The organism is Kribbella sindirgiensis (assembly GCF_004331435.1).
GTDB lineage: Bacteria > Actinomycetota > Actinomycetes > Propionibacteriales > Kribbellaceae > Kribbella > Kribbella sindirgiensis.
In genome coordinates this window covers 370,253-387,432 of the sequence record NZ_SJKA01000007.1, presented here as the reverse complement: position 1 = coordinate 387,432, position 17,180 = coordinate 370,253, and the positions used below count along the sequence as shown (strand labels likewise).

The 17,180-nt window shown below is 69.9% G+C and carries 14 protein-coding genes; 4 read left to right on the top strand and 10 right to left on the bottom strand.

Annotation, left to right across the window (positions count from 1 at the left end; translation table 11 throughout):
* Positions 1–13: 13 nt before the first annotated feature.
* The 3 genes from E0H50_RS22360 (at position 14) to E0H50_RS22350 (ending at position 2,659) form a co-directional block, all read left to right on the top strand.
* Positions 14–928 (top strand): LLM class flavin-dependent oxidoreductase, encoded by a 915-nt coding sequence (locus E0H50_RS22360; protein WP_165547248.1) that lies wholly within the window; start codon positions 14–16, stop codon positions 926–928.
* Positions 929–958: 30 nt separating this feature from the next.
* Positions 959–2,059: a PQQ-dependent sugar dehydrogenase gene (locus E0H50_RS22355; RefSeq protein ID WP_131291641.1), complete on the top strand. Its 1,101-nt coding sequence runs from the start codon at positions 959–961 to the stop codon at positions 2,057–2,059.
* 123 nt (positions 2,060–2,182) lie between these two features.
* The gene (locus tag E0H50_RS22350) at positions 2,183–2,659 is read left to right on the top strand and encodes a hypothetical protein (RefSeq protein WP_131291639.1); all 477 of its coding nucleotides are present in this window, start codon (positions 2,183–2,185) and stop codon (positions 2,657–2,659) included.
* A gap of 37 nt (positions 2,660–2,696) precedes the next feature.
* Here the strand turns inward: E0H50_RS22350 and gatB are convergent, their stop codons facing one another.
* The 3 genes from gatB to gatC are packed head-to-tail and all read right to left on the bottom strand — an operon-like array spanning position 2,697 to position 5,993.
* Positions 2,697–4,193, bottom strand: coding sequence for an Asp-tRNA(Asn)/Glu-tRNA(Gln) amidotransferase subunit GatB (gene gatB, locus E0H50_RS22345; protein ID WP_131291637.1), 1,497 nt, complete (start codon positions 4,191–4,193; stop codon positions 2,697–2,699).
* Positions 4,190–5,695, bottom strand: a complete 1,506-nt coding sequence (gene gatA / locus E0H50_RS22340) for an Asp-tRNA(Asn)/Glu-tRNA(Gln) amidotransferase subunit GatA (RefSeq protein WP_131291635.1) — start codon at positions 5,693–5,695, stop codon at positions 4,190–4,192. Before gatA ends, gatB begins: the two co-directional genes overlap by 4 nt.
* Before the next feature lies 1 nt (position 5,696).
* The gene (gene gatC / locus E0H50_RS22335) at positions 5,697–5,993 is read right to left on the bottom strand and encodes an Asp-tRNA(Asn)/Glu-tRNA(Gln) amidotransferase subunit GatC (protein ID WP_130387521.1); all 297 of its coding nucleotides are present in this window, start codon (positions 5,991–5,993) and stop codon (positions 5,697–5,699) included.
* 213 nt (positions 5,994–6,206) lie between these two features.
* Between gatC and E0H50_RS22330 the strand changes: the two genes are divergently transcribed.
* Positions 6,207–6,851, top strand: a complete 645-nt coding sequence (locus E0H50_RS22330) for an amino acid-binding protein (protein ID WP_131291633.1) — start codon at positions 6,207–6,209, stop codon at positions 6,849–6,851.
* A 399-nt stretch (positions 6,852–7,250) separates the two neighbouring features.
* On the opposite strand, the gene E0H50_RS22325 is transcribed toward E0H50_RS22330, so the two are convergent.
* The 7 genes from E0H50_RS22325 to E0H50_RS43485 all read right to left on the bottom strand — a co-directional run bounded on the left by E0H50_RS22325 (position 7,251) and on the right by E0H50_RS43485 (position 17,111).
* A complete protein-coding gene (locus E0H50_RS22325; protein WP_131291631.1) occupies positions 7,251–7,475 on the bottom strand; it encodes a hypothetical protein in 225 nt (74 codons plus the stop codon).
* A 39-nt stretch (positions 7,476–7,514) separates the two neighbouring features.
* The gene (locus tag E0H50_RS22320; RefSeq protein WP_131291629.1) at positions 7,515–8,951 is read right to left on the bottom strand and encodes a hypothetical protein; all 1,437 of its coding nucleotides are present in this window, start codon (positions 8,949–8,951) and stop codon (positions 7,515–7,517) included.
* Between the two features lie 98 nt (positions 8,952–9,049).
* Positions 9,050–11,152 carry an NAD-dependent DNA ligase LigA gene (gene ligA / locus E0H50_RS22315; RefSeq protein WP_131291627.1) on the bottom strand — a complete coding sequence of 701 codons (2,103 nt, stop codon included), beginning with the start codon at positions 11,150–11,152 and terminating at the stop codon, positions 9,050–9,052.
* Positions 11,153–11,188: 36 nt separating this feature from the next.
* Positions 11,189–12,166 (bottom strand): uroporphyrinogen decarboxylase/cobalamine-independent methonine synthase family protein, encoded by a 978-nt coding sequence (locus E0H50_RS22310; protein WP_131291625.1) that lies wholly within the window; start codon positions 12,164–12,166, stop codon positions 11,189–11,191.
* On the bottom strand, positions 12,163–13,254 hold the full coding sequence (mnmA, locus tag E0H50_RS22305) for a tRNA 2-thiouridine(34) synthase MnmA (RefSeq protein ID WP_131291623.1): 1,092 nt from the start codon (positions 13,252–13,254) through the stop codon (positions 12,163–12,165). Before mnmA ends, E0H50_RS22310 begins: the two co-directional genes overlap by 4 nt.
* Positions 13,254–14,456: a cysteine desulfurase family protein gene (locus tag E0H50_RS22300; RefSeq protein ID WP_131291621.1), complete on the bottom strand. Its 1,203-nt coding sequence runs from the start codon at positions 14,454–14,456 to the stop codon at positions 13,254–13,256. Before E0H50_RS22300 ends, mnmA begins: the two co-directional genes overlap by 1 nt.
* A 48-nt stretch (positions 14,457–14,504) precedes the next feature.
* Positions 14,505–17,111: an ATP-binding protein gene (locus tag E0H50_RS43485; protein ID WP_202868271.1), complete on the bottom strand. Its 2,607-nt coding sequence runs from the start codon at positions 17,109–17,111 to the stop codon at positions 14,505–14,507.
* Positions 17,112–17,180 lie beyond the last annotated feature (69 nt).

Below are 17,180 nucleotides of genomic sequence, written 5' to 3'. Positions count from 1 at the left end.
GGACGGTGGGTGGGTGACTGTCGAGTTCGGCGTACTGGTGGACGTTCGCGAGGAAGGTGCGGGGTACTCCGCGGAGCGGATCGAGGAGGTGATGCTCGCCGATCGGCTCGGGTTCGACGGTGCCTGGTTGTCCGAGCATCACCTCACGCCGGACGGGATGCTGCCGTCGCCGCTGGTGATGGCCGGTGTGCTGGCCGGACGCACGGAGCGGATCCGGATCGGAACCAACGTGCTGGTGCTGCCATTGCACCACCCGTTGCGGGTCGCCGAGGACGTCGCTGTACTGGACCTGGTGTCGGGCGGACGGATCGCGCTCGGGGTGGGGCAGGGGTACGCGGAGCGGGAGTTCGCAGCGTTCGGAGCCGACCGACGGCGGCGCGGTGTGCTGCTCGAGGACGGTGTGCGGCGCATCCGCGAGGCATGGTCGAGCGGTGACGTGACGCCGAAGCCGCGGGCCGAGATCCCGATCTACGCCGCCGGCGTGACCGCGGCAGGTCTGCGCCGGGCCGCGCGGGTGGGTGACGGCGTGATCATCTACTGCGCGACCCCGGCCGATCTGGTCGCGCGACGCAAACTCCTGGACGAGGTCGTCGACGATCCGCCGCCGCTGATCTGCACCGGGATCCTGCACGTGGACGACGACCCGGACCGGGCCTGGGCGGACGCGGCGCCGGGAATCGCCTACCTGGAAGGCGAAATCGCGTCGTACGGCGGAACCGAACCGCCGCCGCTGCACCGCGACGACTACCTCGTGGGTACGCCGGAGGACGTCGCCGCGCGGCTGATCGACCTTCACGCGGCCACCCAGTTCGTCCACTTCGCGCACTGGCTCCGGCTGCCCACGCTCTCCCATGAGGCCGCGGTGCGCTCGCTCGAACTCGTCGCGCGCCGGGTGATTCCCGCCGTACGGGCTGGTGTGAGCCGCTAGCTTGGGGACAGGACGACCTGAGGAGCGGCGATGGGCGGCGGGCGGGCGACGGCTGTGGTGGCTGCACTGGCGTTGGTCAGCGGATGTTCGGAGACGGCGCCGCGGACGTCTCCGTCGGCCCCGGCTCCGGCGAGTTCCGGTACGGCGGTGCCTACGGGCACGGTCGAGCTGACGGTGGCGGGGACGGTGGCCACCGGGATCGAGGTGCCGTGGGGGTTGGCGTTCCTGCCTGACAAGAGCGCGCTGGTGGCTGAGCGCGACTCGGGGAAGATCAAGCGGATCGCCGGGCAGGACGTGACCGAGGTCGGGACGGTCGACGACGTGAAGTCGTCGTCGGAGGGCGGGTTGCTCGGGCTCGCGGTCGATCCGGGGTATCCGGGGAAGCCGTACCTCTACGCGTACTGCTCCGGCGAGGACGACAACCGGATCGCGCGGATCACCTACCAGGACGGGAAGTTGTCGGATCAGCAGGTCATCCTGGACGGGATTCCGGCGGCGGCGATCCACAACGGTGGGCGGCTGCGGTTCGGGCCGGACGGCTTCCTGTACGCCGGGACCGGTGACGGATCGGACCGTCCGAACTCGCAGGACGACGACTCGCTCGGCGGCAAGATCCTGCGGATCACCACCGAGGGCAAGGCCGCGCCGGGCAACCCGGACGGCCGGGTGTGGATCAGCAAGGGGCATCGCAACGTCCAGGGCCTCGCGTTCGACGGGAACCAGCTGTACGCCGCCGAGTTCGGGCAGAACACCTGGGACGAACTCAACGCGATCACCCCCGGCTCGAACTACGGCTGGCCGGCCGCCGAGGGCGTCAGCCAACTGGACGGGATGGTCGACCCGATCGCGCAATGGCACACGGCCGACGCGTCGCCGTCGGGGATCGCGTTCGCCAAGGGGTACGTGTTCATGGCGTCGCTGCGCGGGCAGCGGCTCTGGGCGATCCCCGTTGCCGGAGGCAAACAAGTCGGTGAGCCGCAGGCGTTCTTCACCAACCGGTACGGGCGGCTGCGCACGGTCGAACTCGCGCCGGACGGCTCGTTGTGGGTCACCACGTCCAACACCGACGGCCGCGGCGGCACCCGGGACGGCGACGACCGGATTCTCCGCGTGACGCTCAGCACCTCCTGAGTCGTCAACCGTTTCGATTCTTCGGTCGTCTGGTACTTAGTGGAGTAAGCCCCGCGACTCGAGGAGGAGATCGGTATGCCGACCGGCCAGGCGTCTGGCGTCCCCAGCAGTGTGATCGCATCGATGAGCAGGTACGACGATGCTCAGCGAACAGTCGAGTACCTGAGAAGCTACGGGATGCAGGCGAGAAGCCTGGAGATCGTCGGCGCCGGACTCCGGCAAGCCACCAGACGGAGAGCGGTCCCGGTCGTCCGGCTGACCGCGACGACCGCGCTGCAGGGCGCGGCGCTCGGCGTCCTCGCGGCCGTCTTCATCACGCTGGTCGCCGAAACCACACTGACCGGTCTCGCGGTCGTGGTCTGGGGCTTCGTGTACGGCGTACTCGTCGGAGCGCTGTGGGGTCTGTTCCGCGGCCTCGTCCGCAATCGCCCGGACCTGGTCCACACCGAGACCCTCCCGACCCGCTACGAGATCCGCTGCCCCGCGGAGGAACTGACCGTCGCCCAAACCCTGCTCGCCGACGCCGCGGACGTAGACGACGGTCGAGTAGACCGCGGCGTCATCGCCGACGCTCCGCACACAGAACGCGACGCAGCCTGAAGGGTGAGGGGGTGCGAACCCGCACCCCCTCAACCCGTCAAATACCGAGCTTCTCGTTCAGGAGTTGGCGGACCTTGGCGGCGTCTGCCTGGCCTCGCATGTCCTTCATGACGGCGCCGATGAGGGCGCCGGCGGCGGCCGGCTTGCCGGAGTTGACCTTTTCGACGACGTCCGGGTTGGCCGCGATCGCGCGGTCGATCGCCTCGAGCAGGGCCGAGTCGTCCGACACGAGCGCCAGGCCGCGCTTCTCGATGATCTCCGCCGGCGTACCTTCACCGGCGAGCAGACCCTCGAACACCTGTCGCGCGAGCTTGTCGTTCAGCGTGCCGTCGTCGACGAGCTTCTGCACCTCGGCGACCTCGGCCGGACCGACTCCGAGCGCGTCCAGGTCCTGACCGGACTCGTTCGCCGAGCGGGCCAGCTCACCCAGCCACCACTTCTTCGCGGCCGCCGGCGTGACACCGAGCTCGATCGTCGCCACGATCGGCTCCAGCGCGTTGCCGTTGATGACGTCGCGCATCTCGAGGTCGGTGAAACCCCAGTCCTCCTGCAGCCGCGCACGACGTACCGAAGGGGCCTCGGGCAGCGTCGCCCGCAGCTCCTCGACCCACTCCCGCGACGGCGCGACCGGAACCAGGTCGGGCTCCGGGAAGTACCGGTAGTCGTCCGCGTCGGACTTCTCCCGGCCGGACGTGGTGATCCCGGTGTCCTCGTGCCAGTGCCGGGTCTCCTGCAGGATCTTGCCGCCGGACGACAGCACCGCCGCCTGCCGGGTGATCTCGTACGTGATCGCGCGCTCGACCGAGCGGAACGAGTTCACGTTCTTGGTCTCGGTCCGCGTACCCAGTACATCGGAACCGTGCGGCTTCAGCGACACGTTGGCGTCGCACCGCAGCGAACCCTGGTCCATCCGCACGTCCGAGACATCCAGCGACAGCAGCAGGTCACGCAGCATGCTCACGTACGCCCGGGCGACCGCCGCGGCCTTGGCCGGCGGGACCTCGATCGTCTTGGTGACGATCTCGATCAGCGGGATCCCGGCCCGGTTGTAGTCCACCAGCGAGTGCGAGGCGCCGTGGATCCGGCCGGTCGCGCCGCCGACGTGCGTCGACTTGCCGGTGTCCTCCTCCATGTGCGCGCGCTCGATCTCGATCCGGTACGTCTCGCCGTCGACGACGACCTCGGTCCAGCCGTTGAACGCGATCGGCTCGTCGTACTGCGAGGTCTGGAAGTTCTTCGGCATGTCCGGGTAGAAGTAGTTCTTCCGGGCGAACCGGCACCACTCGGCGATCTCGCAGTTCAGCGCCAGGCCGATCTTGATCGCGGACTCGACGGCCTTCGCGTTCACCACCGGCAGCGCGCCCGGCAGACCGAGGCAGACCGGGCAGGTCTGGGTGTTCGGCGGCGCGCCGAACTCGGTCGGGCAGCCGCAGAACATCTTCGACTTCGTGTTCAGCTCGACGTGGACCTCGAGGCCCATCACCGGGTCGTACTGCGTCAGCGCGTCATCAATAGTCAGCACGTCCGCGGTCATCGGGTCACCTCCAGCTCCGGAGCCTTGGTCATCAGTACGCCGCCCCACTGCTCGGCCAGCGCGGACTCCAGCGCGGCGCCGACCGTGTAGAGCAGGTCGTCGCGCATCACCGGCGCCATCACGTGGAAGCCGACCGGCAGGCCGTCCTCGTCGGCGAGGCCGCACGGGAACGACGCGGCCGCGTTACCGGCCAGGTTGGACGGGATCGTGCACAGGTCGTTCTTGTACATCGCGATCGGGTCGTCGATCCGGTCGCCGATCGCGAATGCGGTGGTCGGCGTGGCCGGCGAGACCAGCACGTCGACCTGCTCGTAGGCGCTGGCGAAGTCGCGGGCGATCAGCGTCCGCACCTTCTGCGCCTGGCCGTAGTACGCGTCGTAGTACCCGCTCGACAGCGCGTGCGTGCCGAGGATGATGCGGCGCTTCACCTCCGCGCCGAAGCCGGCCTCGCGGGACAGGCTCGTCACCGTCTCCGCGCTGTTGGTGCCGTCGTCGCCGACCCGCAGGCCGTACCGCATCGCGTCGAACTTGGCCAGGTTGGACGAGGCCTCGCTCGGCAGGATCAGGTAGTACGCGGGCAGCGCGTACTCGAAGTGCGGGCAGGAGACCTCGACCACCTCGGCGCCGAGCTTGGTGAGCAGCTCGACCGCCTCGTGGAAGCGGGCCTCGACCCCCGGCTGGTACCCCTCGCCGCCGAGCTCCTTGACGACCCCGATCCGCAGACCGGCGACGTCACCGTTGCGGGCGGCCTCGACGACCGCCGGGACCGGCTGGTTGATCGAGGTCGAGTCCATCGGGTCGTAGCCGGCGATCGCCTCGTGCAGCAGCGCCGCGTCGAGCGTCGTCCGCGCACACGGACCAGGCGTGTCCAGCGACGACGCCAGCGCGATCAGCCCGTACCGCGAGGTCCCGCCGTACGTCGGCTTCACGCCGACCGTGCCGGTGAACGCGCCCGGCTGCCGGATCGAGCCGCCGGTGTCGGTGCCGATCGCGAGCGGCGCCTCGTACGCCGAGATCGCGGCCGACGAACCGCCGCCGGAACCGCCTGGGATCCGGGTCAGGTCCCACGGGTTGTGGGTGGTGCCGTACGCCGAGTTCTCGGTGGAGGAGCCCATCGCGAACTCGTCCATGTTGGTCTTGCCAAGGATCACGATCCCGGCCGCCTTCAGCCGCTTCACGACCGTCGAGTCGTACGGCGGTTTCCAGCCCTCGAGGATCTTCGAGCCGGCCGTGGTCGGCACACCTTCCTGAGTGAGCACGTCCTTCAGCGCCAGCGGTACGCCGGCCAGCGGCGCGAGTTGCTCGCCCGCGGCACGCTTGCTGTCGACCGCCTTGGCCTGCGCCAGCGCGCCTTCGGTGTCGACGTGCAGGAACGCGTGCACGTCACCGTCGACGGCGGCGATCCGGTCGAGGTGGGCCTGGGTGATCTCCACCGAGCTGGCCTGCCCGGACGTCATCAGCTCCGCGAGCTCGGCCGCCGTCTTCCTGGTGAGGTCCGACATGTCAGTCCTCCTCCAGGATCCGCGGCACCCGGAAACGCTGCTCTTCCGCGGCGGGCGCGCCGGACAGCGCCTGCTCGGGGGTGAGGCACGGGACGTTCTCGTCGGCGCGCATCACGTTGGTCAGCGGCAGGGCGTGCGAGGTCGGCGGGATGTCGTCCGCCGCCACCTGGCTGACCTGCCCGACCAAGGTGATGATCTGGTCGAGCTGCGGCGCGAGGTGGTCGAGCTCGTCGTCGGAGAGCTCGATCCGCGCCAGTCGCGCCAGGTGCGCGACCTCTTCGCGGGTAATCGATGGCATGAACTGATCCAATGCGTGCAGTAGCTGTCAGCCATGTAGACACATGGCTCGCATCAGCTTAGTGGGCGGTCTGTGACAGCCGCATTTCCCGTCCCCCGAAGCTCTGGACAACGGCCGGATGACATGGGTCGGCGTGTCTCTGCCTACCGCTCTGTAACATGGGCGGCGACAAGGCGTTACGCGCAAGGTGATCGGCTGGGAGATGATCGTTCGGTGTTCCTGCTGCGCTTGATCATCCCCGACCGGCCCGGTTCGCTGGGCGTCGTGGCGACGGCCCTCGGTGAGGTGGACGCCGACATCCACGCGATCGAGATCGTCGAGCACCGGCGGGAGAACGGCACCGCGGTCGACGACATCGTGGTCGACCTGCCACCCGGCGTACTCCCGGACCGGCTGGTGTCGGCCTGCAACAGCGTCCCCGACGTCGAGGTCATCTGGTTCTCGCGGTACGGCGCGGGCGGCGGACTGCACATGGACCTGGAAGCGGTCGAGCAGATGACGTCGGCGCCCGCGGACGCGATCGACATCCTGGTCGAGCAGTCACCGGCCGTGCTGCACGCGGACTGGGCGGCGCTGCTCGACGGCACCGGCAGCGAGGTGAAGGTCGCGCTGGAGACGAGTGCGACGCCGGAGTTCGGCGACGTGGCGAGCGGCTGGCTGCCGATGGAGAAGGCGACGACGCTGGAAGCCCCGGACCACAAGGGTCTGGCGGAGTCGGTGCTGGTCGCCGCGCCGCTCGAGTCCGACCGCCGCGTCCTCGTGATCGGCCGCCGCGGCGGCCCCGAGTTCCTCGGCTCCGAGGTGGCCCGGCTCTCCTACCTGGCGTCCCTGGCCGTCACCATCCGCGCCACCTCCTGACCCGAACGCGAACAGCACCCAAGCGAGGTCAGCTGCCGCGCGACGATCCCCACGGACCCGTTACAGCCGGGGACAACCGTTCGAGTCGTGGGTCCCGCGGTGACTCTCGCGTGTTTCGGTGCGTGAGCCACCGCGGGCTCGGCGAGGCTCCCCAAACCAGTCTGGGGAGGATTGCCTGCCCGTTCCGGGGTGCTGGGCTCCCCGGTCCTGGACGAAATGGTCCCCAAACCGGTTTGGGGACCTCAACCACGCACCCGTCAGTCACAGGAGCTGGACAACGGCGGGTCTTGTGGCGCCGGATGGGGACGTCGCCACCCGTGTGGGTGGGCGGGAGAGCGCGAGCAACCCCCGCTCGCATCGGTGCGAGCGGGGGTTGCTGTAGCTCAGGCCCAGTGTTGCTCAGGTGAACTGGAAGTACGCGAGGGCCCAGAGGCCCGCGATGATCAGCAGGACGACGACGCCGATCAGGCTGACGATCAGGATCGCCTGGCTGTTGCTGCCGTTCTTGTCCGGGAGGTCGAACTGGGTGGGACCCCAGGCCCCACCGCCGTCGACCCGCTGGACGGCCTCGGGCGGTGGCTGGGCCATCGTCCGAGACTCCCGCTTCTCCCGGGGGAACTTCACGCCGTCCTCCGTACTGCTTCCGTGCTTGCGTACCGCTGATCAGGCGTAGAACGACTCGTCCTCGATCGAGACCTGCTGCGAGGTGTAGCTCGCCGAGCTGTTCCCGCTGATCTCGACCTTCCAGCCGCCTACATAAGCAGAGTACGGCTTCCCGTCGTTGTGCGCTTCGACGTACGCCTTCACGGCCGCCACGTTGCCGCCCTTGAGAGCGCCGAACGCGTCGCCTAGCGCGGCCGGCAGCGCCTTCTTGGCGTCCTCGGCCTCACCGGAGGCGCTGATCTCGACGTCCTGGATGCCCTTGCCGCTGCTGGCGAAGAAGAAGACCCGCTGGTACCCGTACTTGCCGACGTCCTTCTTGCAGGAGGTCGTGCAGACGTAGCCCTTGGCCTTCAGCGCCGTCACCAGCTGCGCCTGGGTGGTGTCGAACGACTGGTCCGGCAGATCCAGCGAGTCCTCGCCGGACTTGTGCCCGGTCAGCCGCACGCTCTGGCCCTGGTTGCTGAGCTGGAGCTCGCCCCAGGTGGTGCCGACCTCGTCGGAACGCTGACCGGTCTTCACCGCGTCCTGGACCTTCTTCACCTGGTCCGCGCCGAAGGTGTCGTTGCCGAGCGCCTGCAGCACCTGGTCGAAGGCGACCTGGGCGTTGTTGAAGTTGTCGTCGTCCTGCGCCTGCAGCCGGACCGCGATGATGTTGCCGTCGGACCCGAACTGGAAGATCGCCTCGGCGCCCTTCCGGCCGTCCTCCTTGAAGCAGCCGCGGTGCGCGCCCTGACTGGTGTTGAACAGGTCGCTGCAGCCGAAGCCGAGGCCCTGCAACTTCTCGGTCGCCGTCTTGGCCTGGCCGGTCGCGTTGCCGAGCTCACCGTTCTGCCCGGGGCCGCCGGAGGTGGACGTCGTCGGCTTGCCGGTCGGCTCACCGGTCGGCTGCTCGGTGGTCGTCGGATTCGAGGTCGGCGTGTCTTCGCCGCCGAACGCGCGGATGCCGAGGAACACCAGCAGGCCGATCACCACGAGACCGACCACACCGCCGCCGATCACCAGCGGCAGCTTCTCCTTGCTGATGCCACCCGGGCCCTTGGAACCCGGACCGCCCGGCTGCCACTGCTGGCCCGGACCGCCCTGCTGCTGGTGCCAGCCGCCTTGCTGCTGCTGGCGCTGACCCCACGACTGCTGCTGGTACGCGCCACCCTGCTGCGGCGGCTGACCCCAGCCACCCGCCGACGGCTGACCCTGCTGCGGCTGCCCGGGCTGGCCAGGCTGTCCCGGCTGCTGGCCCCAGCCACCCTGCTGCGGCGGCTGACCGTGCGGAGGCTGGCCCTGCTGGGGCTGCTGACCCCAGCCGCCCTGGCCTTGGCCCGGGGGCTGCTGGCCCCAACCACCCTGCTGTGGCGGCTGGCCGCCTTGTCCCCCGTGCTGCCCGCCTGGCTGGCCCCCCGGCTGCCCAGGACCCCATGGTCCCTGCGGCGGCGTCGTCATATGTGCTCCTTCTGACCCAGGTGTCGACGTGCAAAGTTAACAGTCGGACGGCTCAGTGCTCCGGACGGATCCCTCCGGTTCGCGGACTGCCGAAATCGTTACGATTCGTCGGCCGCCGGCGTGGTCGCCATCGCGGCGGCCGCCTCCGCGCCGTCGTCGAGCAGCACCTGGAACCCGGCGGCATCCAGAATCCGTACGCCGAGCTGGACGGCCTTGTCGTACTTCGATCCCGGCGAATCGCCGACCACCACGAACGACGTCTTCTTCGACACCGAGCTCGCGACCTTCCCGCCGCGCCCGACGATCGCCTCGGTCGCCTCGTCCCGGCTGAACCCCTCGACGGTCCCGGTCACCACGACCGACAGCCCGGTCAGCGTCTGCGGCAGCTCCGGGCCGGAGCGCTCCTCGCGCATGACCACGCCGGACGCCTGCCACTTGTCCACGATCGCCTGGTGCCACGGCACCTGGAACCACTCGATCATCGCCTGCGCGATGGTCGGCCCGACGCCCTCGGTCTCGGCCAGTTGCTCCTCACTGGCCGCCCGGACGTCCTCGATGCTCCGGAACACCTCGGTCAGCGCCACCGCCGCGGTCGGCCCGACGTGTCGGATCGACAGCGCGACCAGCACCCGGGACAGCGGCTTCGCCTTCGCCTCTTCGAGGTTCGCCAGCAGCTTGCGGGCGTTCGCCGACAGCGCGCCGGCCTTCGTGGTGAAGAACTCGCTCTCGGCCAGCTTCTCCTCGGTGAGCGCGAACAGGTCGCCCTCGTCGGCGATCAGCCCGCCGCGGATGAGCGCGTCGGCCGCCTTGAACCCGAGCCCCTCGATGTCGAACGCGGACCGCCCGGCCAGGTAGAACAACCGCTCCCGCAGCTGGCCCTGGCAGTACTGCGAGTTCGGGCAGCGGATGTCGACGTCGGACTCCTTGGCCGGCGCCAGCACCGTGTCGCACCACGGGCACCGGGTCGGCATCTCCCACGCCGGCAGGCCCTTCGGACGCAGGTCCACCACCGGTCCGAGGACCTCCGGGATCACGTCGCCCGCCTTCCGCAGTACGACGGTGTCGCCCGGGCGGACGTCCTTGCGGGCTACCTCCTTGGCGTTGTGGAGAGTCGCGTACTCCACCGTGGAACCGGCCACCCGGACCGGCTCCATGTGCGCGAACGGGGTGACGCGACCGGTGCGGCCGACGTTCACCTCGATCTCGATCAGCTTGGTGTTGACCTCTTCCGGCGGGTACTTGTACGCGATCGCCCAGCGCGGGGCGCTCGAGGTCGACCCGAGCGCGCGCTGCAGATCGACCTCGTCGACCTTCACCACGACGCCGTCGATCTCGTGGTCCACCGAGTGCCGGTTCTCGCCGTAGTACGCGATGAACTCGTTGACCTCGTCGAGCGTGCCGACCCGGCGGGCACGGTCGCTGACCGGCAGGCCCCAGGCCTTCAGCTGGTCGTACGCCTCCGAGAGCCGCCCGACGTGGTAGCCCTCGACCTTGCCGAGCCCGTGCACGACGAACCGCAGCGGCCGGCCGGCCGAGACCCGCGGGTCCTTCTGCCGCAGCGATCCGGCCGCACTGTTGCGCGGGTTGGAGAACACGTCCTTGCCGGCCTCGACGAGCTGCGCGTTCAGCTCCTCGAAGTCCTCGACCCGGAAGTAGACCTCGCCGCGGACCTCCAGGAACGTCGGGAGGTCGTCGCCACGTAACCGCTCCGGGATGCTCTTGATCGTCCGCACGTTCGGCGTGACGTCCTCACCGGTGCGGCCGTCGCCGCGGGTCGCGCCGGTGACCAGCTTGCCGTTCTCGTAGACCAGGTCGAGGGCGAGGCCGTCCACCTTGAGCTCACAGAGGAATCCGCTGTCGTGGATCTGCTGGACCGTGACCTCGCGCTCCAGCCGCTTCGCCCAGGCCTCCATCTGCTCGGCGGAGAACGCGTTGCCGAGGCTCTCCATCCGCTGCGGGTGGTCGACCGGTGTGAACAGCGTGGAGATCGGCGCGCCGACCTTCTGGGTGGGCGAGTCCGGCGTCCGGAGCTCCGGGTACTGCTCCTCGAGGCCCTGCAGCTCGTGCATCAGCGCGTCGAAATCCGCGTCCGAGACGATTGGGCTGGCCAAGTAGTACCGCGCGCGGTGGTCCTCGATCTCCTGACTCAGCTCCGCGTGCCGCGTCCGCACCTCGGCGGGAGCACCGACGTTCTCGCTCATAAGCAGAACTTACAGGGCGATACGGACAGTTTTCGGTTACTCGTCGGATGCTTCGCCGACCACGTCGGCGATGTCGCGCAGGAGTTTGAGCCGCGCTCTGGCATCGGCCGGTGACGGAGCGGCAGCCAGTCCGCACGCGGGCGTGATGACGACCTTCTTCAGCAGTTCCGGGTCGAGCCCGAGCTCGCGCCAACGCCGTACGAGCGGGTCTGCCGCCTGCTGGGCGGACGGCAGCGCGCCGGTGGTGGGTACGACGCCGGCGTAGATCGTGGTGCCCGCCTCGGCCGCGATGGCGATCTGGTCCCAGGCCGCGGTGTTCAGTAGAGCCGTGTCGACGGCGACCCCAGTGGCTCCCGACTTGGTAAAGACCTCGATCGGAGGACGTGCCGCGCAGCAGTGGACGACAGTCGGTGCACCTGTGGTGAAGAGGCTCAGGAGCTCGACAGCACCAGGCCCGTCGACAGACCGGTGCTTGCTCCAGCCGGAGGCAGTCGGCACAGCTCCCGCGAGTACCGCGGGCAACCCGGGCTCATCCACCTGCAGCACGACCTCGGCTCCCGGAACCCGCTTCCGTACGTCGGCCACGTGCTGCTGCACACCGTCCGCCAGCGCCTGTGCCAGATCCCGCCGCGCACCGTGGTCCGCCAGCACCTTGTCCCCGCGTGGCCGCTCGACCGCTGCGGCCAGCGTCCACGGCCCGGCGACCTGTACCTTCAGCGGCCCCTGGTATCCGTCGGCGTACTCCTCCAGCACGTCCAGGTCCTCATGCAGCAGCGCACGGGCCCGCCGCTGGTCCAGACTCGCTCGCGAGTCCCCACCACCGGTCAGCCGCCACCCGGCCGGCTGCAGGTCCGCAGCCAGCTCTGTCAGTACGGCGACGCTCCGGCTGAGCATGTCCCCGTACGGACGTGCTGGGAGCTCAGGCAGGAACGGGAGGTCGACCAGCTCGAGTACGGCGCGCATCCACTCGCGGATGTCATCGCCGGGGAGCGAGCCCAGGCCGGTTGTCGTCATACGGCAGCAGTGACTCGCTCGACCGTGTCGATCGTCGCGGAGCCGATCACCCGCGTGCCGTCGTACAGGACGACTGCCTGTCCGGGCGCGACGGCCGAGGTCGGCTCGTCGAAGGTGACCTGGACCTGTTCACCGTCCAGCCAAGCGGTGACGGACACTTCGTCACCGTGGGCTCGTAGCTGCGCCTTCACCGTCATTCGATCAGTGGGCGCCGGGCCGCACCAGCGGGGCTTCGACGCGGTCAGCTGTGAGACGGCCAGTTCCGCGCGGGATCCGACGGTCACGGTGCGGTCGACCGGGCTGATGTCCAGTACGAAGCGGGGCTTGCCGTCCGCGGCCGGCGTACCGATCCGCAGGCCCTTGCGCTGGCCGATGGTGAAGCCGTGCGTGCCCTGGTGCTCACCGAGCTTGTTGCCCTGTGCATCGATGATGTCGCCGGGCGCCTCGCCGAGCTGCGCCCCGAGGAAGCCCGCGGTGTCGCCGTCGGCGATGAAGCAGATGTCGTGGCTGTCCGGCTTGGCCGCGACCGACAGCCCGCGCCGCTCGGCCTCCTCGCGCACCTCGGTCTTGACCGTGTCGCCGAGCGGGAAGAACGCGTGCGCGAGCTGCTGCTGCGTCAGTACGCCGAGCACGTACGACTGGTCCTTGGCCGGATCCACCGCCCGATGCAACTCGCGAGCACCGTCCGCGGTGTCGATGATCCGCGCGTAGTGGCCGGTCGCGACGGCGTCGAAGCCGAGCGCGAGCGCCCGTTCCAGGACGGCGCTGAACTTGACCTTCTCGTTGCAGCGCAGGCACGGGTTCGGCGTGCGGCCGGCGGCGTACTCGCTGACGAAGTCCTCGACCACGTCGGCGTGGAACCGCTCGGCCAGGTCCCAGACGTAGAACGGGATGCCGATCACGTCCGCGGCCCGGCGGGCGTCGCGGGAGTCCTCGATCGTGCAGCAGCCGCGGGCGCCGCTGCGGTACGACTGCGGGTTGCGGCTGAGCGCCAGGTGCACGCCGGTCACGTCGTGCCCGGCCTCGGCCATCCGAGCGGCCGCGACCGCGGAATCCACTCCGCCGGACATGGCGGCGAGTACCCGCATCAGGTGTTCCTTCCCACGTTCTGCAGGCCGGCGGACTTCGCGCGCTCCACCACCGGCCCGATGGTGTCCAGGACGGCGTCGATGTCGGCCTGGGTCGAAGTGTGCCCGAGGGTGAACCGGAGCGAGCCGCGGGCCCGCTGGTCGTCGTACCCCATCGCCAGCAGCACGTGGCTCGGCTCGGCGACCCCGGCGTTGCACGCGGATCCGGTCGAGACCTCGATGCCGCGGGCGTCGAGCAGCAGCAACAGCGAGTCGCCCTCGCAGTCGCTGAAGGACAAGTGTGCGTTACCGGGCAAGCGGTCCGTCGGGTCCCCCGACAGCAGAGCCCCCTCGACGGTGCCGGTGATGCCCTTGATCAGGGTGTCGCGCAACTCGGTCAGCCGGCTGGCCTCGTCGGCCTGGTGCTTCACCGCGTGCTCGGCCGCCACCGCGAACCCGGCGGTCGCCGGCGCGTCGAGAGTGCCGGACCGTACGTCGCGCTCCTGTCCCCCGCCGTGCAGGATCGGCGTCAGCTGCGTCTCCTTGTGGACGACGAGCGCCCCGATCCCGTACGGACCGCCGAGCTTGTGCGCGGACACCGTCATCGCGTCCACGCCCAGCTCACCGAAGTCCACCGGCACCTGCCCGATCGCCTGCACGGCATCGGTGTGCACGGGTACGCCGTACTCCTGCGCGATCGCCGCGACGTCGGCGACCGGCTGCAGTGTGCCGACCTCGTTGTTGGCCATCATCAACGTGATGAACGACACGGACTCCGGGTCGCGCTCGACCGCCCGTCGCACGTCGTCGGGACGGACGCGACCCAGCTCGTCGACCGGGAGCCACTCGATCTCGGCGTGCTCGTGCCGACCGAGCCAGACGGCCGGGTCGAGCACCGCGTGGTGCTCGATACCGCTCAGCAGGATCCGGCGCCGGCGCGGATCGGCGGCCAGGCGGGACCACCACAGGCCCTTGAGCGCGAGGTTGTCCGCCTCGGTGCCGCCGGAGGTGAACACGATCTCGCTCGGCTGCGCCCCGAGCGCCGCCGCGATCGACTCGCGCGCCTCCTCGACGGTACGCCGTGCGCACCGGCCGGAGCCGTGCAGTGACGACGCGTTACCGGTCCGGGCGAGGTGATAGGTCATCGCCTCGATCGCGGCCGGGAGCATCGGTGTCGTCGCCGCGTGGTCCAGGTACACCGTGCGGCGGTCGGAAGCAGTCATATCGGTTTCAAGGGTATGTCCGGCACGGATGTTCCCGCTCCTCGGGACTCAACCGAGAGACAGCAACCGGACGGTCCGCTCGTACTCGAACCGGGCGCCGAGCCCCTCGAACCGGTCCGCCGCCTGCTCCAGCAGCTTCCGATCGCGGGGGCGCCGACCCCGGGCCCGGAGCAGTACCGCCTCGCCCCAGGCGTTCTCGCTCGCGGCCTCATCGAGGTACCTGGCCGCGTCGGCGTCCCCGGCGACGACCGCCAGCTCGGCTCCGGCGGCCCGCGCGTACGGGATCCACCAAGGCTCCGGGAACGGCGCGAACGCCAGCTCGATCGTGCGGGCGACCGTGCTGGTCAGCGTGCCGTTCTCGAGGTCGTGCAGCGCCAGGCGGGCCGCTACGAAGGCAGCGTTCGCGGCGAGCGACGGGCCGTCCTTCGCGGCCTCGACCCGAGCCATCTCGAGCGCCCGGTCCTGCCAGACCGGGGCGAGGCCGGTGCCGAGCAGTCCGTGGGCCAGTGCGGCGCAGGACGCGCCGGACGCCATCCAGGCGTGCTGCGGGCAGCCCGCGGCGCGCCAGCCGGTCCACATCACCTCGGCCTCCTCGATCGCCTCGTCGAAAAGCCCCGCCAGCGCGAAGGCGCGCACCCTGCGCGGCGCTGTGATGAACGGGTGCCCCTGCGCCGGGTCGTCGGTCGACCTCGCCAGCCGGACCGCCTCGACGAGATCGCCGGCCGCGACGGCTGTGGTCGAAGCGACGTGGAAGGCGTCCACGATCTCCGCGACCGCCCGCGGGTCGTGCCCGGGCAGTGCTGCGGCGAGCGCGAGCCGCTCCTCGGCCGCCGTCCGGGCGTCGCGGAACCGGCCGACGCCTCCGACCGCGGTCCCGTACGCGTCCAGAGCGTTCATGATCGTCACCGAGTCACCGGACCGCCGGGCCGCCGCAACCGCCTCCTCCGCGAGCGGGATGTCGAACCGGTGCATCCAGGCACGCGCGATCCGAACCGAGGTCGTGTCCGCATCGGCCCGGAGGAGGCTGTCACCTCGATCGTCAGGAACGGGTACGTCGACCTCGTAGCGGTTGAGGAGCATGACGGCCTGGGCGAGCGCGTCCTCGCGGAGCTCGTCGTTGCCTTCGGCGGCGGCGCGTTCCGCGACCTGCAGCATCAGGTGGTACGACTCCGTGCCGTCCGCGATCACCAGCATCGCGTCGGACGCGTCGCGCAGGTCGTCGTACAGCTCGGTGGCGTTCGCAGCGTGCTTCGCCGCGGCCAGGTAGTGGTCGTGCGCTTCCAGGAAGCGCTTTCGGGCGAAGGTCAGATGGGCGAGCTTGCGGGCGAGTGTTCGTACGCCGGCACTCGCCACGCGCAGGTCCGGAGCCAGCAGGTCGAACTCCTCCTGCCACTCCTCCCCCAGCTGCAGCCGCTGCTCCAGCTCGGTGGCCAACTGATCGGCCCACGCCACATGCAGCGCGGCAACCTCGTCGTACTCGTCCTTGAGCTCCTCGAGCGCAAAGACCCGCACGGTCTCCAGCATCCGCCAACGGCTGGTCCCCGCATGCTGACTGCGGTACAGCAGGCTCTTGTCGGTCAGCCGACCGAGGAGGTCGCTCAGCTCGCTCTTGGTGCTGCCCGGCATCACACCGGCGACTGCAGCCAGGTCAAAGCCACCAACGAACACACCCAGCCGACGGAACAGCCGCCGCTCGTCGTCACCGAGCAGGTCGTAGCTCCAGCCAATCACCTGCGCCAGCGAGCTGTGCCGCTCGTTAGGACCACGTCCTCCGGAGAGAAGCCGCATCCGGTCGTCCAGCGCCGCCAGCAGCCCGTCCGGCCCCAGGGATCCGGCACGAGCCGCAGCCAGCTCAATCGCCAGCGGTACGCCGTCTAGCTCGGCGCACACCTTCTGCGCAAGGCCACTGTCGTCCGCCAGCTCAGGCGCGACCAGAGCGGCCCTGTCGCGGAAGAGCTGCTCTGCCTCAGCTCCTAGCGTCAGCGGACCGAGCTGCACCGGCCGCTCCCCCGCCACGCCAAGACGCTCGCGACTCGTGACCAGTACTGCCGTTTCCGTCGCCTCAGTGAGGATGCGGGCGACCAGACCAGCCACGTCGTCCAGCAGGTGCTCGCAGTTGTCCAGGACGAGCAGAGTGCGGCCACGCTTGAGCCGTTCGAGTACGGCGTCCGCGAGAGTGCGGGGTGGTTGCTCAGTGGCCTGCAGCGCCTCGGCGACCGCAGCGACCACGAAACCAGGACGTACCGGAGCGAGATCGACGACCGCACCGCCGTACGGGTAGTTGTCGGCGACGTCCGCTGCGACCCGCAGAGCCAGACGGGTCTTGCCCACACCACCAGGACCCAGCAGGCTGACCAGGCGGTTGCTCCCGAGTGCTCTGGTCAGCTCTGAGTGGTCCTGCTCGCGTCCGACGAACGTCGTATCCGGTCCGGCCGGCGTGGTGAAACCAGGTGGTTGGGACTGGGCAACGTCCGCCAGTGCGGCGAGCTCGTGCCGGTCCGCGACGCCGCACTTGCGCAGCAGCGAGGAGATGTGGCTCTCGACGGTCCTGATGCTGATGTGCAGCCGCCGGGCGATCTGCGCGTTCGAGCGGTCGCCCGCGAGTGCCGCGAGTACCTCGGCCTCCCGCGCCGACACGTCCTTCGGACCAGCCATTGGCCCATCATGCGGGATCCGTGGTCCTTCCGTGGCCGCTACGGAGGACTTTCCGTGGCGCCCGCGCCG